This window comes from Streptosporangium sp. NPDC002607, assembly GCF_053592655.1.
The window spans coordinates 1-20,176 of sequence record NZ_JBSFWD010000040.1 but is presented as its reverse complement, the minus strand read 5'-3'; the positions used below and the strand labels follow the sequence as shown (position 1 = coordinate 20,176).

At 69.3% G+C, this 20,176-nt stretch carries 22 protein-coding genes; 15 read left to right on the top strand and 7 right to left on the bottom strand.

Going from position 1 to position 20,176, the window contains the following annotated elements:
- Positions 1-88: 88 nt before the first annotated feature.
- Complete coding sequence (locus ACWD3H_RS34365) at positions 89-3,409, bottom strand: BTAD domain-containing putative transcriptional regulator (protein ID WP_451957950.1); 3,321 nt, start codon at positions 3,407-3,409, stop codon at positions 89-91.
- A gap of 55 nt (positions 3,410-3,464) precedes the next feature.
- Here ACWD3H_RS34365 and ACWD3H_RS34360 point away from each other — a divergent pair, with 55 nt between their 5' ends.
- The 5 genes from ACWD3H_RS34360 to ACWD3H_RS34340 all read left to right on the top strand — a co-directional run bounded on the left by ACWD3H_RS34360 (position 3,465) and on the right by ACWD3H_RS34340 (position 6,782).
- Positions 3,465-3,779 (top strand): hypothetical protein, encoded by a 315-nt coding sequence (locus tag ACWD3H_RS34360; protein ID WP_343964889.1) that lies wholly within the window; start codon positions 3,465-3,467, stop codon positions 3,777-3,779.
- A gap of 295 nt (positions 3,780-4,074) precedes the next feature.
- Positions 4,075-4,323, top strand: a complete 249-nt coding sequence (locus ACWD3H_RS34355) for a hypothetical protein (protein ID WP_350918036.1) — start codon at positions 4,075-4,077, stop codon at positions 4,321-4,323.
- A 204-nt stretch (positions 4,324-4,527) separates the two neighbouring features.
- Entirely contained in the window at positions 4,528-4,950 is a 423-nt protein-coding gene (locus ACWD3H_RS34350; RefSeq protein WP_451957949.1) for a YciI family protein, read from the top strand.
- A 3-nt stretch (positions 4,951-4,953) separates the two neighbouring features.
- Entirely contained in the window at positions 4,954-6,213 is a 1,260-nt protein-coding gene (locus ACWD3H_RS34345; RefSeq protein ID WP_451957985.1) for an RNA polymerase sigma factor, read from the top strand.
- Between the two features lie 146 nt (positions 6,214-6,359).
- Positions 6,360-6,782, top strand: coding sequence for a YchJ family protein (locus tag ACWD3H_RS34340; RefSeq protein WP_451957948.1), 423 nt, complete (start codon positions 6,360-6,362; stop codon positions 6,780-6,782).
- A 114-nt stretch (positions 6,783-6,896) separates the two neighbouring features.
- On the opposite strand, the gene ACWD3H_RS34335 is transcribed toward ACWD3H_RS34340, so the two are convergent.
- Entirely contained in the window at positions 6,897-7,493 is a 597-nt protein-coding gene (locus tag ACWD3H_RS34335) for an RDD family protein (protein WP_451957947.1), read from the bottom strand.
- Positions 7,494-7,622: 129 nt separating this feature from the next.
- Here ACWD3H_RS34335 and ACWD3H_RS34330 point away from each other — a divergent pair, with 129 nt between their 5' ends.
- The 6 genes from ACWD3H_RS34330 to ACWD3H_RS34305 all read left to right on the top strand — a co-directional run bounded on the left by ACWD3H_RS34330 (position 7,623) and on the right by ACWD3H_RS34305 (position 11,971).
- Positions 7,623-7,991, top strand: a complete 369-nt coding sequence (locus ACWD3H_RS34330; RefSeq protein ID WP_451957946.1) for a hypothetical protein — start codon at positions 7,623-7,625, stop codon at positions 7,989-7,991.
- 134 nt (positions 7,992-8,125) lie between these two features.
- Complete coding sequence (locus ACWD3H_RS34325) at positions 8,126-9,208, top strand: DUF6745 domain-containing protein (RefSeq protein WP_451957945.1); 1,083 nt, start codon at positions 8,126-8,128, stop codon at positions 9,206-9,208.
- A gap of 10 nt (positions 9,209-9,218) precedes the next feature.
- The gene (locus ACWD3H_RS34320) at positions 9,219-9,656 is read left to right on the top strand and encodes a hypothetical protein (RefSeq protein WP_451957944.1); all 438 of its coding nucleotides are present in this window, start codon (positions 9,219-9,221) and stop codon (positions 9,654-9,656) included.
- Between the two features lie 109 nt (positions 9,657-9,765).
- On the top strand, positions 9,766-10,614 hold the full coding sequence (locus tag ACWD3H_RS34315) for a hypothetical protein (RefSeq protein ID WP_451957943.1): 849 nt from the start codon (positions 9,766-9,768) through the stop codon (positions 10,612-10,614).
- Between the two features lie 117 nt (positions 10,615-10,731).
- Positions 10,732-11,364, top strand: a complete 633-nt coding sequence (locus tag ACWD3H_RS34310) for a hypothetical protein (protein ID WP_451957942.1) — start codon at positions 10,732-10,734, stop codon at positions 11,362-11,364.
- A 67-nt stretch (positions 11,365-11,431) separates the two neighbouring features.
- Positions 11,432-11,971: a hypothetical protein gene (locus ACWD3H_RS34305; protein WP_451957941.1), complete on the top strand. Its 540-nt coding sequence runs from the start codon at positions 11,432-11,434 to the stop codon at positions 11,969-11,971.
- A 52-nt stretch (positions 11,972-12,023) separates the two neighbouring features.
- On the opposite strand, the gene ACWD3H_RS34300 is transcribed toward ACWD3H_RS34305, so the two are convergent.
- The 3 genes from ACWD3H_RS34300 to ACWD3H_RS34290 form a co-directional block, all read right to left on the bottom strand.
- Positions 12,024-12,308 (bottom strand): MoaD/ThiS family protein, encoded by a 285-nt coding sequence (locus ACWD3H_RS34300; RefSeq protein WP_451957940.1) that lies wholly within the window; start codon positions 12,306-12,308, stop codon positions 12,024-12,026.
- Between the two features lie 8 nt (positions 12,309-12,316).
- Positions 12,317-13,276: a WD40/YVTN/BNR-like repeat-containing protein gene (locus tag ACWD3H_RS34295; protein WP_451957939.1), complete on the bottom strand. Its 960-nt coding sequence runs from the start codon at positions 13,274-13,276 to the stop codon at positions 12,317-12,319.
- 396 nt (positions 13,277-13,672) lie between these two features.
- A complete protein-coding gene (locus ACWD3H_RS34290) occupies positions 13,673-14,635 on the bottom strand; it encodes a LysR family transcriptional regulator (protein ID WP_451957938.1) in 963 nt (320 codons plus the stop codon).
- Between the two features lie 69 nt (positions 14,636-14,704).
- Between ACWD3H_RS34290 and ACWD3H_RS34285 the strand changes: the two genes are divergently transcribed.
- The 3 genes from ACWD3H_RS34285 to ACWD3H_RS34275 all read left to right on the top strand — a co-directional run bounded on the left by ACWD3H_RS34285 (position 14,705) and on the right by ACWD3H_RS34275 (position 17,373).
- Positions 14,705-15,997 (top strand): MFS transporter, encoded by a 1,293-nt coding sequence (locus ACWD3H_RS34285; protein WP_451957937.1) that lies wholly within the window; start codon positions 14,705-14,707, stop codon positions 15,995-15,997.
- Positions 15,994-16,590, top strand: a complete 597-nt coding sequence (locus ACWD3H_RS34280) for a cysteine hydrolase family protein (protein ID WP_355549491.1) — start codon at positions 15,994-15,996, stop codon at positions 16,588-16,590. The genes ACWD3H_RS34285 and ACWD3H_RS34280 overlap by 4 nt, the downstream gene beginning before the upstream one ends.
- Positions 16,591-16,785: 195 nt before the next feature.
- Positions 16,786-17,373: an SMI1/KNR4 family protein gene (locus ACWD3H_RS34275; RefSeq protein WP_451957936.1), complete on the top strand. Its 588-nt coding sequence runs from the start codon at positions 16,786-16,788 to the stop codon at positions 17,371-17,373.
- A gap of 75 nt (positions 17,374-17,448) precedes the next feature.
- On the opposite strand, the gene ACWD3H_RS34270 is transcribed toward ACWD3H_RS34275, so the two are convergent.
- Both ACWD3H_RS34270 and ACWD3H_RS34265 read right to left on the bottom strand, forming a co-directional pair.
- Complete coding sequence (locus ACWD3H_RS34270) at positions 17,449-17,733, bottom strand: DUF6204 family protein (RefSeq protein ID WP_355549487.1); 285 nt, start codon at positions 17,731-17,733, stop codon at positions 17,449-17,451.
- Positions 17,733-18,386 carry a TetR/AcrR family transcriptional regulator gene (locus tag ACWD3H_RS34265; protein ID WP_451957935.1) on the bottom strand — a complete coding sequence of 218 codons (654 nt, stop codon included), beginning with the start codon at positions 18,384-18,386 and terminating at the stop codon, positions 17,733-17,735. Before ACWD3H_RS34265 ends, ACWD3H_RS34270 begins: the two co-directional genes overlap by 1 nt.
- A 275-nt stretch (positions 18,387-18,661) precedes the next feature.
- Between ACWD3H_RS34265 and ACWD3H_RS34260 the strand changes: the two genes are divergently transcribed.
- On the top strand, positions 18,662-20,092 hold the full coding sequence (locus ACWD3H_RS34260; protein WP_451957934.1) for an Ig-like domain-containing protein: 1,431 nt from the start codon (positions 18,662-18,664) through the stop codon (positions 20,090-20,092).
- Positions 20,093-20,176 lie beyond the last annotated feature (84 nt).

The window sequence follows — 20,176 nt, the reverse complement described above, 5'->3', positions numbered from 1 at the left end:
GCGCGGCATGAGCCGGATCGTGCCCACAGATCCGTGTGTGATCCGGCGGCCGGGCCCGATGTGCCCGCTCCCGCCCCGGGCGGGCCGCCTATGCCCGGTTCGGGCCTCCCGCCGGGCTCTGGCCCCCACTCCCCGCGAGTGCCTCCGCCGCCCTGCGCGCCCAGTGCGGCGAGCCGACCCGCTCGGCGACCCGCACCGCCTGCTTGTAGTGGGTACTCGCGTCGTGTCCGAGGAAGGCCGCCAGGTCGCCCAGGATCAGGGCGACCGGCCCCAGCGTGATCGACCCGGAGTGCATCCCGGCCAACTCGCCGTCCCAGGGCAGCAGCGTCCGGTAGCAGCCTTCGGCCACCGCCCGGTCGCCCAGCGCGATCGCGCTCTCCCCGCGCAGTCCCTGCCAGAGGAGCCAGTAGTAGTCCTGGTTGGGCTCCTGGTCGGGCCTCCAGTAGGCGCGTGCCTCGTCCACCCTGCCCTCGGCGACCAGCGCCCGCACGACGATGTCCGCCAGCCCCTCGGGAGCGAAGGAGTACAGCGTCAGCAGCTCCGCCATGTCCTGCGGCAGGCCGCCGGCCAGCCGGACCGCGAACCGGCCGATGGCGCCGATGATGTGGGCGACGGCCCCGCCCGCGGCCATCATCCGCTCGCCGATCGCCAGGTAGGACCGTTCCGCGCCCTCGAAGTCGCCCTTGACCAGCATGACCAGTGTGTCGATCATGGACAGCACGCTCAGCGCCAGTCCGAGCTGGCCGGTGGTGGAGTACTCCAGGGCGCGGTCCGCGTGCCGCCTGGCCGCGGCCAGGTCGCAGCGGCCCAGGCTGACCATGGACAGGGCGTGATGCCCCTGCATGGCGTACCCGGGCAGCCCGTCGCGGTCGCCCAGCCTGACCAGCTCCCGGCCCAGCACCTCCAACTCGTCACGGCGGTCCGGGATCAGCAGCACGAAGTAGCGGGCGTTCAGGGCCAGGCGGACGAGGTCGCTGCGGCCCAGCCGCCGGGCGATCACGACCGCCTCGGCGCTGTAGGCCAGACAGCGCTCGTCGTCGTGCCCTTCCAGCTCGAAGACGAGCGTGGCCAGCAGCCGGCAGCGGGTCTCGTCGTCGGCGCCGTCCAGCGCCTGCACCAGCGCGTCGACGAGCGGCTGGTCCACCTGCCTGTTGGGCTGGATCGACCAGGTCACCGGGGCGTCGTAGGCGGTCAGCGCCCGGTTCAGGCCGTCGCCCAGCCGCCGCGCGAGGGCGATGGCCCGCTCCCGGTTCTCCCTGGCGGCCAGCACGTTGCCCTCGTGCGCCTGGACCTGCACCAGCGAGCAGAGCAGGTCGAGCCGGAGCGCGTCGTCCTCGGCGAGGTCCAGCGCCCCCCGGTAGAACGTCCCGGCCTCCCGGTAGGAGTGCATGCCGCGCGCCTGCTCGGCCGCCGCCCTGGCGTAGGAGACCGCCCGCCCCGCCGAGGCCGCGGTGGCCGCGGCGAGCGCGTGGTGACCCAGCGCGGTGACCTCTCCCGGCCGGACCCGTTCCAGTGCGCCGACGACCCTGCCATGCAGGCGCATGCGGCGCAGTCTCGGCGTGTCCTCGAACAGCGTCTCCCTGACCAGCACGTGCGCGAAGCGCACCCGGCCCGGCGCGGGCTCGGTCAGCAGCCCGGTCAGCACGCCCGCCTCCAGCCCTTCGAGCACGGTGTCCTCGTCGGAGCCGTCCAGGGCGAGCAGCACGTCGACGTCGACGTCCCGCCCGATGATGGCCGCGTCCCGCAGGGTTCTCTGCGCCACCGCGGGCAGCCTGGCGATCCTGCGCCTGATCAGGTCGCGCACGCCCGGCGGCAGCGTGCGGGCGGCCGAGGTGCCGTCCGTGGTGATCAGCCGCGCGGTCTCGCAGACGAACAGCGGGTTGCCGCCGGTGCGCTCGGCCACGGTCCGCGCGGTCACCGCGTCCACCTCCCGGCCCGAGCGCTCACGCAGCAGCAGCGCCACGTCCTCGTCGCCGAGCCCGTGCAGGTCGAGCCGATGAGTGTCGCGCCCGGCCAGGGCCGCCCAGGTCGCCCCCAGGTGGTCGACGGCCTCGGTGGGCCGGTAGGTCGCGACGATCATGATGTCGGCCTCGGCGACGCCCGTGGCGAGGTGGCGCAGGAGCTGGAGCGTCTCGCTGTCGGCCCGGTGCACGTCCTCCATGACCACCAGCAGCCGGGTGCCCTGCCCGACGATCCGGGACAGGTAGTCACCCACCGCCCGGGCCAGTAGAAACGGTCCCGCCGGCGGGGCGTCGTCGTCCAGCAGCGGCGCCAGCCGGGCGGCCAGGTCGTCTCGGGGCGGCCGGTCCGCGGCCAGGGCGCGCAGCACCTCGCTCCACGCCCAGGCGGGCGGCGCCCCGCCCTCGGTCTCCGGGCACTGCCCGGTCGCGGTCAGCCAGCCACGTGCCGCCTGCCGCCTGGCGAAGGCCGCGGCCAGCGCGCTCTTGCCCGCTCCGGGGTCTCCGCCCAGCCAGACCGTGCGCAGCCTGCCCCGGTCGGCGACCGCCTGCAGCGTCGCCATCTCCTCGCTACGGCCCACGAGGTCGGGTACGGGGGCGGCGGCGAGGTCCGGCGCGTCCAGGTCTCGCTCAGGCCTGTCCTGCTCCGGCTCCCCCACGGCGGCCCCATCGGCACCGGAGGCGGGCGTGGCCGGGCGGTTCAGTGAGTCGGCGTGGGCGAGGATGTCGCCCTCCAGCGCGCGCAGCGCGGGACCGGGGTCCACCCCCAGCTCGTCGGCGAGGGTCTCGCGGGCCTTCCTGATCGTGGCCAGGGCATCGGCCTGCCGGCCGGCCCGGTAGTAGGCCAGGGCGAGCAGCCGGACGGCGTTCTCCCTGAGCGGATGGGCTCGGACGTGCTGCTCAAGCCCGATCTCGGCGTTACGGCCGAGCACCAGCAGCGCCTCCGCCCGGTGCTCCACGGCGACCAGCCGCAACTCGTCCAGCCGTACGGCCTCGGGCTCCGCCCATTCGTCGTCGGCGAACTCCGCGTAGGCGGGCCCCTGCCAGAGCGCGAGTGCCCGGTCCACCGCCTCCAGGGCCCGCGCCCCGTCTCCCGCGGCGAGCGCGGCCCCGGCGGCGTCGACCAGGCGAGGGAACAGCCAGGCGTCCACCCGTTCGGGCTCCAGCCGGAGACGGTAACCGGGTGCGGCACTGACCAGCACCGTGGCGGGCGTGCGCGGCAGCCGTCCGGGTTCGAGCACCCGTCGCAGGTTGGACACGTAGACCTGGAGGGCGGCCAGCGCCTTGGGCGGGGGTTGCCCGCGCCACAGGTCATCGATGAAACGATCGGTGGAGACCACGTGCCCACCCGCCGCGACGAGCCTGGCCACCACGGCCCGCTGCCGGGAGGTGCCGAGGTCGACCGGATGGCCGTTGATCTCCGCCTGAAGCGGACCAAGAACTCGCAACATAGCAAAGGGCAGGATAAGCGCCCTCGGACTGCTTTTGGTGAACATTAGGAGCAAAATGCTGCAAGACCGTCGCAAGGAAACGATCCGGGCGCTCGACGAGAGCGACCGGCCGCACCTGTACTGGCACGGGGTGGACGGCGACGGCCACGTATGGCTGTTCGAGACCGTCATCGACAGCGGCGGGGAGTACTGGCCCGTGCGCCACGCCGAGCTGGGCTCGGACGGCGTGGCCCGCACGTACTCATGGAACCATATCGAGGACGAGCACGGCTTCCTGGCCGAGGGCCCGATCTATCCCGGCGACTTCGGCCTGAACTCCTTGACCTCCGAGGAGTTCGAAACCCTGTGGGCCGCGCTCAGCGGGCGATGAGATCTTCCCCTGGAGGGCTCCTCCCGCCGCCCGGGCAGGGCCCTCGGGGTGGCCGGAGCTGTCGGGGTGGCCGGAGCTGTCGGGGTGGCCGGAGCTGTCGGGCGAGCTCAAATCTGGACATTTACCGACTACACGCGAAGCTAGCGGCCAAAAAGCGCATATAACATCTCTTTCTATTGATTTTCGAATGTTTTCGATCACTACTCGGTAGTAGTTCCGGCCCCGCCGTAAGTCCGGCACATTGAGATGACAAAGCGGGTTATTTCGCATATGGGCATGGGGGTAGGTTGCTCGCATGAGCGGAACGCCCGGCCTGAGAATGGCAGCCTCGGACATGACCGCGCTGAGCCTGTGGACCGCCGACGCGGTGGTGCTGTTCGACTGGCTCATCAACGTGGACCTTGACCAGATCCCCGTCCAGCACCTGGCACAGAAGCAGGCCCTGATGGACCTCCTCCAGCAGCTCGACCGGAGCGTCCCCGGCTACACCCACGCCGACATCGAGCAGGCACACCGGCTGCTGACCCGCGAGATGGGCCTGTAGTCCCGCCCGCTCCCCACCTCCGGCCGCCGCGACGAGCGGGACCGGGACCCCGCCTGCGGCGCTGGACACCCACCCCGTAGCGGCTCGCCGGGGTGTGCCGCGTGAACTCCGGCAGATTTTTCTGCACGGATGTCCGGCAGAATGTCGAGAACGGCTGGGTCTGCTTCTACCTGTGGGTGAGAGCGCCGAGGAGGGCGCTCGAACGTGAGGAGCGAAGACGTGAAGTACATGATGTTGATGCAGTTCAGCGGGCAGCTGAAGGACGAGGTCCCGCCGATGCACACCTGGCCCGTCGAGGATGTCCGGGCCCACATCGAGTTCATGCACGACACGAACAGGAAGCTCACCGAGGCCGGGGAGTTCGTGGACGCGCAGGGGCTGGCGGCCCCGGACCAGGCCAGGATCGTCCGGGCCGGTGAGGGCGGCGCCGCCGTCGTCACGGACGGCCCGTTCCCCGAGACGAAGGAGTTCCTGATCGGCTACTGGATCATCGACTGCGACAGCCCCGAGCGCGCCGTCGATCTCGCCGCGTACGTCTCGGCCGCGCCCGGCCCCGGCGGCAAGCCGCTGAACATGCCGATCGAGGTGCGCGAGGTGATGTCGGCAGCCCCGCCCGAGGAGCTGTGACCGCTGGATAGCCCGGCCATCGACGACCTGCTGCGCCAGCTGGTGCCGCAGGTCGTCGGCGTGCTCACCCGCCGCTTCGGAGACTTCGCCGCCGCCGAGGACGCGGTCCAGGAGGCGCTGCTCGACGCCATCGCCCAGTGGCCGGCGGAGGGCGTACCCGCCAACCCGCGAGGATGGCTCATCCAGGTCGCGTACCGCCGGATGACCGAGCAGGTGCGCAACGAGCAGGCCCGCCGCCGCCGGGAGGAGCTGGTGGCCACGCAGGCGCCCTCCGAGCTGCGTACCGCCCCGCCGGCGGACGACGCGCGCGCGAGGGACCGGGACGACACGCTGACCACGCTGTTCCTCTGCTGTCACCCCGCGCTGACCCCGGCCTCGGCGATCGCCCTCACCCTGCGGTCCGTGGGCGGCCTGACCACCGCCGAGATCGCCAGGGCCTTCCTGGTGCCCGAGGCGACCATGGCGCAGCGGATCAGCCGGGCCAAGCAGCGCATCAAGGTATCCGGCATCCCCTTCGGCATGCCCGCTCCCCAGGAACGGGCGCGGCGACTCGGCTCGGTGCTGCACGTGCTGTACCTCATCTTCAACGAGGGCTACGCCAGCAGCGCCGGCCCCGACCTGCAGCGCGTGGAGCTGTCCCGCGAGGCGATCAGGCTGACCAGGACGGCTCACGACCTGCTCCCCGACGACCGCGAGGTGGCCGGGCTGCTCGCGCTGATGCTGCTCACCGACGCCCGGCGCCCGGCGCGGACCGGCGCGGACGGCGCCCCGATCCCGCTGGCGGAGCAGGATCGGAGCCTGTGGGACGGCAAGGCGGTCGCCGAGGGGATCGCGCTCATCACCGACACCCTGGCCAGGGGTGCGGTCGGCCCCTACCAGCTCCAGGCGGCGATAGCCGCGGTCCACGACGAGGCACCGACGGCCGAGGAGACCGACTGGCCACAGATCCTGGCCCTGTACGGCCTGCTGGAACGCATGTCCGACAACCCGATGGTCTCGCTCAACCGCACCGTCGCCGCCGCCATGGCGCACGGCCCCGCGACCGGCCTGGAGATGCTCGGCGAACTCGAAGACCGCCTGTCGGGACACCACCGCTTCCACGCCGCCCGTGCCCACCTGCTGGAGATGGCCGGTGACCTGCGGGCGGCCGTCGACGACTACCGCGCGGCGGCGAGCCGCACGACGAGCGCCCCGGAGCGCGACTACCTCACCACCCGCGCCGCCCGGCTCAGCGCCGCGGACCACCCGGACCGGCGGGCCTGAGCCACGGTGACTCCTCCGCTCCCCGAAGGGAGCGGCTTCTCGCCTCCCTCGGCCGAGGTGGGCGACGGCCAGGCCCTGGCCGTTTCAAACAAGCGATTCACCTGCCGGGTAAACTCGGCAGTCCCCGCACTGAACATGATGGAGCCATGTCCCCGCGCACGCCACGCCCGCGACCGGTCCGCGCCACTTCGGCGACCTGCCCCTGCGGGCTGCCCTCGGCCTACGACGACTGCTGCGGCCGGCTGCACCGCGGGGAGACCAAGGCGAGCACCGCCGAGCAGCTGATGCGCTCCCGCTTCAGCGCGTTCGCCGTTCACGACGAGGCGTACCTGCTCCGCAGCTGGCACCCCACGACCAGGCCGCCCGGTATCGACTTCGACCCCGGGCTGCGCTGGGTGCGCCTGGACATCCTCGGCGGCACCGAGGGCGGCCCGTTCTCCACCGCGGGCACCGTCGAGTTCCGCGCCCACTACACCGAACGCGGCCGTCCGGGCGAACTCCGGGAGAACAGCCGTTTCGTACGCCACGACTACGCCTGGGTCTACCTCGACGGCAACGTCGGTAAATAACCAGACATCATCAAGATCCCGAGTTAGCCGCCCACCGACCGGCGACGGCAGGGGCTCCAGATAGCCCGTTCCCGCGACCTGTGCGCGGATCAGGCCCGTATTCGCCGCGGTGGGCTACATCCACACCAGCGCGGAGACGACCACGAGGGCAGCGAGAAGGATGAGGACGACGCCCAGGCCGAACAGGGATCCGGATCCTCCGGACTTTTCCCGGACGGGGCTACCGAGGTCGACCACGACGGTTTCAGCGATCACGTCATGCAGACATCGGCGTTTCGCACCGAACACACACAGCGGATCGACCAGGCTGATCAGCACGCCGAGGTAGGGCACCAAGGTCAGGACGGGGTAGACAAGAACCCGCATTCCCGCCTGACGGAAGCCGGGCGGCTCTCCGGTCACCCCGGACACCACCTTCAGACGCCAGAGTCGCTTGCCGAGCGTCTGCCCCCACAGCGCGTGCTGCAGCCAGAAGTAGACCGCGAGAAGGACCGTGACCAAGACATCGATCGGCCAATAAGAGTTTCCCGCATAGGGGTTGAGATAACCAACGAGAGTCGATTCATCGGACACCTCGTAATCAGTGCCGAGCAGCGCGCGGATCGGTAATACCACTGCGGCAAAAATCAAACCGTCTATGATCGCGGCCACCAGACGGTGACGTCTCGCGGCGAGAGTCCACGTTGTCGGAGCATGGGGGGTGGTCGTCATGCCGATCAGTGTGTCGCACGACCCACCAGTCCTCAAACGGTGACCTGAACGACCCACGAAGCACTTTGTCGGGTAGATTCAGCAGTTTCTTCGTGTTGGCATATTGTGGCGCCACCAAACCCATGGCCGGTGATCAATGACCGCGAGCAGGAACCGTCCGATCCGCCGCTCACACGGCCCCGAACAGCGCGACTGGAAAGCGAGACTCAAAAGCTCGCGGATATGGGTGGCGGGCATCGTGGCGGCCGCGTTTCGGACAGCGATGCCGAGATCTTCCACATCTTCGGCGCCACTCGTAACTGCGACTGCCGCTGGCGGATCCTCGTGGACTGGAGCAGTCAGGGCAGGAAGGGAACCGCGACCATCGACAACAATGGCCGGCCTTTCCGTACCGTGGGCATCAAAGACCTGCCTGGCTACGAGGTGGCGGACGGGCCGTCCGGCACCTACCGGTGGAAGCGCCGCCCTCCCGCTCCGGACCCTTTCCCACTGCGCTGACGACCCGGCCCGCGTACCTGGAAACGTCACGCCTGCCGCACGGCGTCCGGCCTCGTACGCGGTGGACAGGCACCGCGTCGATCTGTCACCATTCCGGACATGATCGCAAGAAAGGACGACGCCGCCCTCATCCGGTGAGCGTTCTCGTGCAGCGGGAAGCTGCCGACATTCGTGAAGAATGGCTGGGCCGGGCGTTGTCGACGCTGCCCGCCGACCGTCCGGCCGCAGAGGCCGCCATCTCCGAGCTGTACCGCCTGATCGGGCTCGCCCCACCGCGTTTTCACTGGGCCCCCTCACCGGTCACGGCCCTGACAACCGTCCCGCCGGGTGTGCGTCCACGGCCTTCGGAAACCGTCGACCGCATCTCCGCATGGCCACTGCCATCCCGGTTCTCCTCGCTGATGAGACAGCTGTGCACAGCACTCGACGCCCAGGTCGGATGGGGCCATCAGTCGATGGACCAGCTGATCCGCCAGAAGGTTCGCAGCCCGCTCACCCGATCCACCGACGGTTCACTCCGCATGCCGCTGCTGGCGGCGCACGACTCGCGACACCGCTTTCGGAACGCCTGGTACGACACACAGTGCGTCTCCTGGATCGCCCACTACGACGCTCTCCGCCGGGCGGCCGGCGTACCCTTCACTCCCGAGCAGAACCGGCGGCTCGACCTGTGGGCGGCGGTGGCCCGGTCAGGTGGCTGGTGGTGGCCTCGTGAAGGTGCGTGCGTCATCTCCGAGCGCCCCGTCACCATGCGCACGGAGGTGTGCGGCGACGACGGCGAGGTACGGCTGCACAGCGCGGACGGCCCCGCGGTGCGGTACGCCGACGGGTGGGACGTGCACGCCTGGCACGGGACACGGGTGCCCTCCTGGGTGATCACCGATCCGAGCGTCCAGCGGATCGCGCGGGAGGCCAACGTCGAGGTCAGGCGGTGCGCGATCGAGCACATCGGCTGGGCGTCCTACATCGACCGGGCCGGGCTGCGGCTGGTCGCCTCCGCACCGGACCCCGGCAATCCCGGTTCGGAACTGCGGCTCTACGACATGCGCAGGGAGACCAGGGTGCTCCTCGCGGTCAACGGGTCCGTCGAACGCGACGGACGCCGCCGCCGGTACGGGCTGACCGTACCGGGTTTCCTCGACGATCCGATCGCCGCCGCCGGCTGGACCTACGGGCTCTCCGCCGAGCAGTACTCCCTTCTTCTCCGCCGAACCTGAGGTGACTTCCATGACCGTGACTCTCGCTTCGCTCTCCCGGCAGACCGGACTCGCCGTGCTCGACCACCTTGAGCGGTCGGCGAGCATCCCCGTCGTCCACGGGCTCCAGGCCCAGGGCGACCTCATCGTCATCCCGCTCCCCGTCATCGCCTCCTCCGTGCAGGTCTGGCCCGACTCCCGCTGGACGGACGTGCCCGCCGAGGGGGTCGAACTGCTCCGCGGCGCGGCCGGGGGCAACCCGCACACCCTTGTCGCCGACCCGGGCACCTGCCGGTGGACGACCCACGTGCTGGACTCCGACCAGCTGGCGATCGGCGTCTTCGAGACCTCGGCCGTCGCCTACCTGCTCCACCCCGAGCACGGCGCCACCGGCTGCCCACCGGGCAGCTACGTCATCCGGCGGCAACGCGAGCACGAGGGACAGCGGGCCCGCCTCGTCGCGGACTGAGGCACGCAGGTCGAAGGCACGGCGCCCCAGGCCGGAAAAGGAATGGGGCCGCCGTGCCCGCCCCCTCGCTGCTACGGTGGCCCCTCTCCTCCGTGACTCAGGAGCCGCCTTGCGCAAAATGATCTGGTTCCTCTCCTTGGTGCTGTTGCTGGCCACATGCGGTTATCGCGGTATGTCGCCGGGAGAGTTCCAGGATCGCGCCCGGGGGGTGGCGGAGCGCTGGCACGACTCCGAGGACGACCGCGCATGGCGGACAGGCTTCGTCCCACTGGACGATCTCGACATCCAGCCGCGAGAACGGATTCCTGACTGGGTGCCCCTGAGCGTGCACAACGGCGCGTGGTCCCTTGACGTCGATCTGCCCGCGGATACCCCGCCCAGCAGGCGAATGAGCTGGCCGGACGGCTCCACACTGACGGTTCCGCTGGTCACGGCTGCGACGGCGTACGCGGAGCGGAGCAAGGCCGCCGACTTCATCGACGAGGAGTGCCCGCCGGACGGCTGCACCCCGCTCCGAGTCACCGGCGCCGAACTCGGCGAGGTGCCGCTGCGCACCAGCCGAGGGACGATTCAGGTGCCCGCCTGGCACTTCACGGTGCAGGGCGTCAAGGAAAGGTTCAGCCGGGTGGCGGTCCACCCATCGCGGATCAGCCCGCGCCCGGCCCTGAAAGAAGGTGAGTACGAGGAGGTGATGGCCTTCGACCTCACCCCGGCGAAGCCCCGGGACCTGCTTCTCCGGTACGGTCACGGCGCGTGCGACCAGATCCACGACGCCCGCGCCTACGAGACCGAAGACCTGGTGGTGGTCGACGTGGACGAGGAAGCCGGCGGCGGACCCTGCACCGACCAGCTCCTTCACGCCCGGATCACCGTCACGCTCGACAAACCCCTGGGCAACCGACTCCTACTCGACTCCGGAACCGGACTGCCGGTACTGCCCGAAAAGGATGCTCGCTAAAGGAGATTGTGCCCCGGCTGATAGGAAGGGTCGATGACGCCAGGGGCCACCAGACGTCTTCGATAGCGCGCGGAAAATCCCGTTTACCTGGACTCATGCGGCAGGTAACACTGCAGCGTGGACTCCTATGGGCAAACCGAGTATGAGCGAGCCGAGCGGATCGTCGACGAGTTGAGTAAGCGCATCTACACGGCGTTACGCGACGGTGGCCTCGAAGCCGAACCCCTCATCGAGCTCGCCTGCCTGCTAGAGGAATGGGGCGCCTCCCTTCCTGTCACGCGCGAGCTCCTCGAACGCCCCACCGCCGATCTGACGGCGGCTGACCTGCCCCGGCTGGGCAAGGCTCTTCTCGACGAGACCGGCTTCCGGCCGACCTTCGCTTTTGAGCCCAGTCTGCTGGTGCCCCTGGAGCAAGAGCTGAAGATCGTGGAGCGTGACGTTCGCACCACGGGAATCACCGGGACGCTTCGGATGATCGTCCCTGACTGGGACAGCATGGGTGGGGCCTGGGTGGAGTTCCAAGGCATCTGCCAGGGCAACGGCCTTGGGCCCGAAGCGGGACTCGCACGCATCGCCGACGCCACCCAAGAAGTGATCATGGAGATGATCTGGAGGGCCTGGCCCGTCTGCTCGACGCACGATCGGGGCCTGCGTGCCGAGGTGGAAGATGAGATCGCCGTTTGGCAATGCACGGCCGCCGGAACACATACCGTCGCACCGGTGGGCGAGCTGCCTCCCGAATGCCGTTAGCAGTCTGCTGGTCGATCTGTCTGGAATCTCTGAAACATCTCATCCAGTCCCCCGGAAGCTGGGCAACATGAGCAACGTCAACGTTGAGCAGATAGCGCGACTGTTGAGGGAGCGCAACTCTGTCGACGAGAAGATCGCATCGATTACCCAGCGCCCTATGACCTCCGGCCATCTGGGCGAGTGGATCGCGGCGCAGGTCTTCGGAATCGAGCTGGAGCCGTCCGCCGTGACCGCTGCGGTCGACGGCCGGTTCTCATCTGGTCCATTGCGCGGGCAGACGGTCAATGTGAAGTGGTACCTCAAGCGCGAAGGCCTTCTCGACGTAACCGAGGGGCCGGCCTTGGACTTCTATCTCGTGCTGACGGGACCCGCGTCGAGAGCGTCTTCGTCACGAGGCAGCACTCGCCCCTGGTGTATCGAGTCGGTGTACCTGTTCGATGCCAAACGGTTAATCACCGAACTGCGTGCGCGTGGAGTCAGAATCGGAACCGCGTCCAGCGTCCGAGCCGCGCAGTGGGCAGCAGCCGAGATCTACCCGCGTGCCGGCAACCCGGCACTTCCCGTACGCCCAGAACAAGCGGAGTTGCTGCGGCTCTTCGCACCCTAGAAGCCCAGGTCAGAGATTCGTCCCTGCCTGGGCTTCTCGTCGTCCGTACCGCCTACCCGCCCGCCATGGCTCCCACGACCATGAACGGCTCGGCCCCCGTTGCGACCGGCTCGGGCAACGGGGTGTCCGGCGGTTCGTGGGACAGATCCTGTTCGCAGGCGAAGAACCTCACGAATGGTCGACGCCGCTGCGTGACATGATCACGGATCGTCCCGCGCAACATCGGATAGCGGGCCTCAAGCGCGTCGAGAACCGAGCGCTGCGTGACCTGCCCCTGAACGTGGATCCTCACCTCGCTTTCGACACGTGCGAGGTTCCGCAGATGCGCCGGGAGCACGACACGGATCATGGCAGCGTTTGGACTTCGACCGACAACACGGCCGGAAGGTCTCGGGCGATGGGCGCCCAGCTGTCGCCGGCATCGGCCGATGCGTACACCTGTCCGCCGGTCGTACCGAAGTACACGCCGCACGAATCCAGCGAGTCGACGGCCATCGCGTCCCGCAGCACGTTGACGTAGCAGTGGCTCTGTGGCAACCCCTTCGTGAGCGGCTCCCATTCGTTTCCGCCCGTCCTGCTGCGGTACACACGGAGCTTTCCTTCGGGCGGGTAGTGTTCCGAGTCGCTCTTGATCGGAACGACATAGACGGTGTCCGGCTCGTGCGCGTGGACAGCGATCGGGAATCCGAAGTCGCTGGGCAGGTCGCCGCTGATCTCGTACCACGACTCACCGGCGTCGTCACTGCGCATGACGTCCCAGTGTTTCTGCATGAAGAGCACCTCTGGACGCGACCGGTGCATCGCGATGTGGTGGACGCAGTGACCGACCTCGGCATCCGGGTCAGGAATGCCTTCGGACCGCAGGCCACGATTCATCGGCTGCCAGCTCTTGCCGGCGTCGTCCGTTCTGAACACACCCGCAGCCGAGATCGCCACGACGATACGCCCGGGATCGTGCGGGTCTGAAATGATCGTGTGCAGACACATCCCACCGGCGCCCGGTTGCCAGGAGGGCCCTGAGCGATGGTCGCGCAGCCCAGGCAGCTCCTGCCAGGTCTGCCCGCCGTCCACCGAGCGGAACAGGGCGGCGTCTTCAACCCCGGCATGAACCGTGTCCGGATCGGTCAGCGAGGGTTCGAGATGCCAGACTCGCGCGAACTCCCATGGATGCGGCGTGCCGTCGTACCACTGGTGAGTGCCGGGGACACCCGCATACTGGAACTGGTTACCGACCGGTTCCCAGGTGGCACCGCCGTTGTCGGAACGCTGGATCAACTGTCCGAACCAGCCACCGGACTGCGACATGTACAGCCGGGACGGATCAGCGGGAGATCCCGTGAGGTGGTAGATCTCCCAGCCCCCGAAATGAGGGCCACTGATGTCCCACCGCTCGCGCCTGCCGTCCGACGTCAGGATGAACGCGCCTTTGCGCGTGCCAACCAGTACTCGTACACCACTCATCGGCGTTCCTTTCCGACCTTGGTGCCGAGCTGTGTCGGCACTGCGGCCACGCTCCTGATCGGCTGACCGGACTCGGAGTCGACTCCATTCACGACATACCCGCCACGGTCGTGGCCACGACGCTACGGCAGCCCCCCGACAAAATCGCCGCACGCCGCAGCGACGGACCAGCGACGTGATGGTAAAGATTCCCGGCGCCGGAAGTCGGCCTGTCATTGACGATCGCAGGCGCGGCGGCGTTCAGCGCCGAATCACCCAGCCCGGCGCCCAGGTCCCGGCGTCGTCGTGGCCGGCCGCTGCGGCGGCGAGGTGGGCGCGGAGGGTGGCCAGCGCCGGGTGGGGGTTGTCGCGGCGCCACAGGAGCGAGTGCGGGTAGACGGGCGTCGGGTCGGTCACCGGGATGCGGCGCAGGCCGTGGCCGGCGGGCCAGACCAGGCGGGTCTGCTCGCCCATGAAAGTGGCCAAGGCCGGGGTGTCGGCGATGGTGTCGAGGAGCGCGTCGGAGCCGAAGTTGGGGCCGGTCGCCTCGATGGTGAGGCCGAACTCGGCGACGAGATCGTCGTAGTAGGCGGCCCACTCGGTTCCGGGGACGATGCCGGGCATCCAGATCCGGTGCCCGGCGAGCTGAGCGACGGTCACCGACCGGGCGCCGGCCAGCGCGTGGGCGGGCCCGGTGAGGAGCTGGAGCACCTCGTCGAGCACCCAGACGGACTCGATGTCCTCGGGAAGGGGCCGGCCGGGCACGGCGACGGCACGGAAGGACGCGTCGATCGCACCGGACCGAATGGCGGCGAGGGCCGTCTCGACATCGAACAGCATCACCACGTCGAGCTCGATCTCGGGGTGCGCGCGGTGGAAGCCGCGCATCAGGCCCGACGCCGCGCTGCGCGAGGCGATCACGTCGACGCGCAGCGGACGGCTGCCGGGGCGCACGGACGCGACCGCGCGCTCGGCGACACGCAGCAGCTCGCGCGCGTGGGGCAGGAACGCCTGCCCGTCGATGGTGAGCCGGGCCCCGCGCGCGGTGCGGGTGAACAGCCGCACGGCGAGGTCCTTCTCCAGCCCGGCGATGCGCTTGGAGACGGCCTGCTGGGTGATCGACAGATCTGCGGCGGCGTCCTGGAACTGGCCGGTGTCTACGACGGCGACGAACGTGCGCACAGCATCGAGATCCACATCGACCGACCTTAGTGCACAACTCATGGTTGTGTGACTTCGGTCGGCTGGTTGTTTGACCTGCCTACCAACTGCGCGTTTTGATCTCTCAAATCAATGGGTGGTTGTTTCCTGGAGATGACGGGGTGCGCGTTGGGAAGGTCGCTGGGGCGGCGGTTCAGGTGGTTCTGGGCCGCGTATGCGGTCAGCACGTTCGGCACATGGCTCGCGTTCGACGCGTTCGCCCTGATCGCGATTCTCGCTCTGGACGCAGGGCCCACCGAGGTGTCGGTGCTGGCCGCCGCGGGGCTCGCGGTCGGGGCGGTGGTCGCGGTGCCGCTCGGGCCGTGGGTGGAGTTCCGGCGCAAACGGCCGGTGATGATCGCGATGGACCTGATCCGGTTCGCGGCGCTGATGAGCGTTCCCGCCGCCTACGTGCTCGGCTGGCTGAGCTTCGCCCAACTTCTGATCGTGGCGGTCGTTGTCGGCGCGGCCGACATCGCCTTCACCGCTGCGAGCGGAGCATGTCTGAAGGCGCTCGTCCGGTCCGAGGACCTGCTCGTCGCGAACGGGCGGTTCGAGGCCACGGCCTGGACCGCCACCGCGCTCGGGCCGCCGCTCGGTACCGCCGCGATCGGGCTGGTGGGCCCGGTGACGAGCGTGGCGGCCAACGCGGTCAGCTTCCTCCTCTCGGCCGCGGGGGTCCGCGCCATCGGCGGGCGGGAGCCACGTCCCGCGCGAACCGCCGCACCGCCCCGGCCCGGAGCCGGCGACCTGCTGGAGGGATGGCGGTACATCCTCGCCAGCCCGGCGCTGCGCCCGTTGTTCTTCAACACGGTCCTGGTCAGCGGCCTGATCATGGCAGCCTCGCCGTTGCTCGCCGTCCTCATGCTCGGTGACCTCGGGTTCGCACCCTGGCAGTACGGCCTCGCCTTCGGCGTCCCCTGCGTCGGCGGCCTCATCGGCTCGCGACTGGCCCGCCCGCTCCTCGCACGGTTCGGACAGCACAAGGTCATGCTCACCGCCGGGACGCTGCGCGCGTGCTGGTCACTCGGATTGGCCTTCATCGGCCCCGGCCCCGCCGGGCTCGTCCTCGTCATCGCCGTCGAACTCGGGCTGATCACCTGCATGGGCGTGTTCAACCCGGTATTCGCTACCTACCGGCTCGAACAGCTCCCGTCGGACCGGGTCGTCCGCACGCTGTCCGCCTGGTCGATCACCAGTAAAGCCACCATCGCGGCCATGACCGGACTGTGGGGCCTGCTGGCCGGCCTCACCAGCCCCCGCACCGCGATCGCGATCGCCGGTCTCCTCCTTCTGGCGACCTCGCTCCTCCTCCCTCGACACGACCGCACGCCCCAACACAAGAACGCCGACCGGGCGCCACTGGAAAGGCAAACACTCGCATGAGCACCACCCCCGCACTCGACCCCGCACACACCGCCCTGCTCGTCATGGACTATCAGCCCGCGATCCTCGCGCTGCTCCCCGAAAGCGACAGTGAAGCCCTGCTGGGACGCATGGAAAAGGTAATCGCCGACGTTCGCGCCAAGGGCGGCACCGTCGCCTATGTCCGGGTCGGCTTCACCGAGGCCGACTGGGCTGCGATCCCGCCCACCAACAGGTCTTTCGCACCGGTCGCCCAGCACCGTCTCATGCACCACGCAGACCTTGACACCGCTGTCCACGAACGTCTCGCTCCCCAGGACGGAGACATCATCGTGCGTAAGATCCGTCACGGAGGCCTGTCCACCACCGACCTCGATCAGCGGCTGCGCGAACACGGCATCACCACTCTGATCATCGCGGGCATCAGTACCAGCGGCGTCGTCCTGTCCACCGTCCTCGACGCGGCCGACCGCGACTACCAGCTCTACGTCCTGGCCGACGGCGTCGCCGACCCTGACCCCGAAGCGCACGACGTCCTGCTCCATCGGGTCTTTCCCTCACGGGCCCACATCCTCGAAACCGCCGAGTTGCACACCCTCCTGCGGGCTGACTGACGCCGCCCACGCCCGCGACTTCAGCCCCACTTTGGTGGCCGGCACGGCGCGCTCACGCCACTCGCCGGTCAACGCTTGGCCGGCGAGTTCCTCGCTGGTGTACGGCCACACGTCGGCGGTGTAGCCCGGCCGAGCGGCCTGTCGCTCCTCGGGATGCGTGCGAGTCCGTCGTGGGCGGCTGGCAGGATCCTCGCCATGACAGACATCGATGATCTCCTCCGGCACGTGTCCGTGAAGGCGAGTGCGACCGAGGAACGGCTGCCTCCCACCGCGACGGCGGAAGAGGTGGCACAGGCGGAGAGCGTCCTGGGGTTCGAGCTTCCTCCGCTGCTCGCACGGCTCTATCGCGAGGTGGCCAACGGCGGTTTCGGCCCCGACTACCGGCTCTTCCCGCTCCGGGGAGAAGGGCGTACCGCCGTGGGCGTCTATCACGAGGAACGCGCGACAGCAGAGCGTGGCGAGAAGGCGTACTGGCCGGTGGATGTCCTGCCGATCCTGGACTGGGGATGCGGCATGTACGCCGCCGTGGACTGCCGGAGCCCTGAGGGCACCGTGCTGCTCTTCGAGCCGAACGGGATCGAGGACGACTGGCACGACGCGTGGTACGTCGACACCGAGAGTCTGGCCGGCTGGCTGGAGGCCTGGGTCGCGGGAACAGGCTGGTACGAGGAGGACGCCGACGAGGACAGTGAGATGCGGCGATGGGAGACGGCTCGGCAGCGGCTGTCGGAGAGCGATGTCATCGGCTACGTGGACATGGCGGGGGTGCGCCTGGATCGGTAGCCCGAAGCCGAGGAGATGTTCGGTGGCGGCGGATCACACCTGCCGGGTAGGGCAGGGGCGGCGCGGTTCAGCGGCTCACTCCCGCCGGCCTTTCCGGCGGATCTTGATATGGCGCATGTCCGTCACCGCGACGTGGAGAACCTGATACGGGTGGCCATGCGCGTCCAACGCCGCCGTCGCCTTCCGGACGGCATCGTTCTCGCCGTCATCCGGGCCCGCGGGCACCTGGCAGCGGAAGGTGAAGGCCGAAAGACTCGAGTCGTGGGTGAAGGCTCCCGCCTCGGTGAAGGCGGCGCCACCCGCGGCCAGGACGGCGGCGCGACCGGCGTCGTTCAGCCCGCCGAACTTGCCGCGGATCATCACTCTGAACAAGGTTGTTCCTTTCGTACGGCATAGCTGAGAACGCGTTCGCCGAGCAGGTCCTCGAAGGTGTCCAGGAGGTCCAGCACGGCCTCGGCGATCACGTCGGGGTTCTCTCCCGCCGTGGTGCGTCTGCCGATCTCGGCGTAGACCAGCGAGTGGAGACAGCCGAGTTGCCAGGCCACCATGCGGGGCAGTGGGTCGTCCGGCGCGGTCCCGGTCTCCTCGGCGAGGGCGGCGGCGAGGGCGTCGGTCATCTGCTGGGCGAGATCGCCCAGCCGGGCGGTAAGCGTGGGGGCGGCCAGCATCATCTCGAGGACGCGGCCGAACCCGTCGGTCAGCCCCAGCTTGCGGTCGCGCCGCCGCACCTCCTCACGCAGCCCGGTCAGCACCGCCCGCACGGCGGAGTCGCCGGACGGGCGTTGCCGCACGATGTCGGCGAGCCGCTGCGGGGAGGCCTGGTCCGGCGGCAGGACGAGGTCCTCCTTGGCCGGGAAGTAGTTGTAGAGGGTGTTCACGGACACCTCCGCCGCAGCGGCGACCTCGGCGATCGTGACGCGCTCGAAGCCCCGCTGCACGAACAGGCCGATGGCCACATCGGAGATGCGCTGCCGCGTCTGCCGCTTCTTCCGTTCCCGCAGCCCTTCAGACATGGCCGAAAGTCTAACTCCACTCCAAATATGAAGTCGACTGCAATTTTGACATGGACTGTGTCCTTACCTCGACCCTTCCTCCCCGTTCATCCGCGCCGGAGGCTTCCCCCTGGACGTTCCACCTCTCCGGTGCGCGGCGAGCACCGCAGGTCCCGCCTGCGACACGAAGATCACACAGTCCGTCACCTGACGCGATGAATCGAACACAGAGAGTAGCTTCGTTGTGAAGTCGATCTACGAAGACATCCCTAGGACAGACTGGGAGTTCAACGTTGATGTCACAACGATCCGGATCCGCGCTCACCGCGCTGGCCTGCGCCCTGTTGACGCTGCTGGCCACATCGGGAACGCAGGTGGCGGCCAGTGCCGACACGCACGCCGCCACCACCGCGCGGCAGGCTGTCACGCAAGCCGCCGCGCCCTGTATCCGGCCAGGGCAGACGACCTACCCCGTGGACTACTACTGGAAGAACGCGTTCGGCATGAGGCTGGGTAGCGGGTCGGTCTCGGTCGACACCTCCCCATCCCTGTGGGGCGGGCAGATCACACCGGGCGACACCTTCACCCTCACGCTGGCGCACCGCACGGCCCAGTGGCCGCTGCTGGTCAGGAGCTACACCACCACGTGGGATCTGTCGTCACTGCTGGCAGGCGCCGATGTCGTCGGCCAGTCGGGGACCGGCACCATCAGCGGCAACACCCTGTCGATCACCTCGCCGGGCAGCAAGACCGACCCCCCTGCGAAGGTCATCACCTTCCGGGTCAGGCAGGGCACCATCGGGGGCGGCATGACCATCCGGCCGACCGGGATCAGCAGCGTCATCGCCGCTCCGGGCCAGCTCGGAGGCAACACACCCGCTCCCCCGATCCAGATCGTCGGCGGGCAGTCCATCTCGCCCACCAGGGCCGCCGACGACACCGCCACCACCACCGTCATGCGGGGCACACCCGTCAGCGTGCCCGTCCTGGCCAACGACACCGCGACCGCACCGACGATCAGCAGCGTCACCAAGCCCGGCAACGGCACCGCGACGATCTCCGGTAGCAACGTGATCTACACACCCGCCGCGGGCTTCAGCGGCACCGACACCTTCACCTACACCATCACCACCGCCTGCGGAACCAGCACCGCCACGGTCACCGTCACCGTCATCTGCGACTACACACCGGTCAACCTGGTCAACGGCAGCTTCGAGGCGCCACCCGTGGCCACGGTCGACTGGTCCATCTCCGACGCCTCCACCAACCCGAGCGTCGGCTGGCACACCACCGCCACCGACAACAAGCTGGAGTTCTGGCGCGGCGGCGCGAGCGGAGTCCCGGCAGCCGACGGCCAGCAGTTCGCCGAGCTCAACGCCACCCAGGTCTCCACGCTCTACCAGGATCTGCCCACCGTTCCGGGAACACCGATGACCTGGTCGCTGTATCACCGAGGCCGCCTCGGTACCGACGTGATGCGGGTGCTCATCGGCGCACCAGGCGCGGCCGTGGCTCAAATCCCCACCGGGGCCTCCTCCGCGGACATCTCCGACGACAACACCGCCTGGGGTCACTACACCGGGGTGTACGTCGTACCTCCGGGACAGACCACCACACGATTCGCCTTCGAGTCGGTGTCGGCTGCGGGAGGCACCCCGACGGCCGGCAACTTCCTGGACGGCGTGGTGTTCGAGGCGCCGACCTGTCCTGCGCGAAAGGCCGGCTGACCACCGACGCGCATCCGCAGTTCCCCGGTGACGGCCGGACATACCTAGAGGAGCCCCGTCGCTTCGACCGCGTGTTGCGGACGG

What these genes read in the sequence shown, in the direction of transcription:
- ACWD3H_RS34290 (WP_451957938.1), bottom strand. Translation starts at nt 14,635, where the DNA reads ATGAGTTGTGCACTAAGGTCGGTCGATGTGGATCTCGATGCTGTGCGC.
- ACWD3H_RS34365 (WP_451957950.1), bottom strand. Translation starts at nt 3,409, where the DNA reads ATGTTGCGAGTTCTTGGTCCGCTTCAGGCGGAGATCAACGGCCATCCG.
- ACWD3H_RS34340 (WP_451957948.1), top strand. Translation starts at nt 6,360, where the DNA reads ATGTCCCCGCGCACGCCACGCCCGCGACCGGTCCGCGCCACTTCGGCG.
- ACWD3H_RS34305 (WP_451957941.1), top strand. Translation starts at nt 11,432, where the DNA reads ATGAGCAACGTCAACGTTGAGCAGATAGCGCGACTGTTGAGGGAGCGC.
- ACWD3H_RS34270 (WP_355549487.1), bottom strand. Translation starts at nt 17,733, where the DNA reads ATGATCCGCGGCAAGTTCGGCGGGCTGAACGACGCCGGTCGCGCCGCC.
- ACWD3H_RS34285 (WP_451957937.1), top strand. Translation starts at nt 14,705, where the DNA reads ATGGGTGGTTGTTTCCTGGAGATGACGGGGTGCGCGTTGGGAAGGTCG.
- ACWD3H_RS34360 (WP_343964889.1), top strand. Translation starts at nt 3,465, where the DNA reads ATGCTGCAAGACCGTCGCAAGGAAACGATCCGGGCGCTCGACGAGAGC.
- ACWD3H_RS34265 (WP_451957935.1), bottom strand. Translation starts at nt 18,386, where the DNA reads ATGTCTGAAGGGCTGCGGGAACGGAAGAAGCGGCAGACGCGGCAGCGC.
- ACWD3H_RS34260 (WP_451957934.1), top strand. Translation starts at nt 18,662, where the DNA reads ATGTCACAACGATCCGGATCCGCGCTCACCGCGCTGGCCTGCGCCCTG.
- ACWD3H_RS34320 (WP_451957944.1), top strand. Translation starts at nt 9,219, where the DNA reads ATGACCGTGACTCTCGCTTCGCTCTCCCGGCAGACCGGACTCGCCGTG.
- ACWD3H_RS34355 (WP_350918036.1), top strand. Translation starts at nt 4,075, where the DNA reads ATGAGCGGAACGCCCGGCCTGAGAATGGCAGCCTCGGACATGACCGCG.
- ACWD3H_RS34275 (WP_451957936.1), top strand. Translation starts at nt 16,786, where the DNA reads ATGACAGACATCGATGATCTCCTCCGGCACGTGTCCGTGAAGGCGAGT.
- ACWD3H_RS34280 (WP_355549491.1), top strand. Translation starts at nt 15,994, where the DNA reads ATGAGCACCACCCCCGCACTCGACCCCGCACACACCGCCCTGCTCGTC.
- ACWD3H_RS34335 (WP_451957947.1), bottom strand. Translation starts at nt 7,493, where the DNA reads ATGACGACCACCCCCCATGCTCCGACAACGTGGACTCTCGCCGCGAGA.
- ACWD3H_RS34295 (WP_451957939.1), bottom strand. Translation starts at nt 13,276, where the DNA reads ATGTCGCAGTCCGGTGGCTGGTTCGGACAGTTGATCCAGCGTTCCGAC.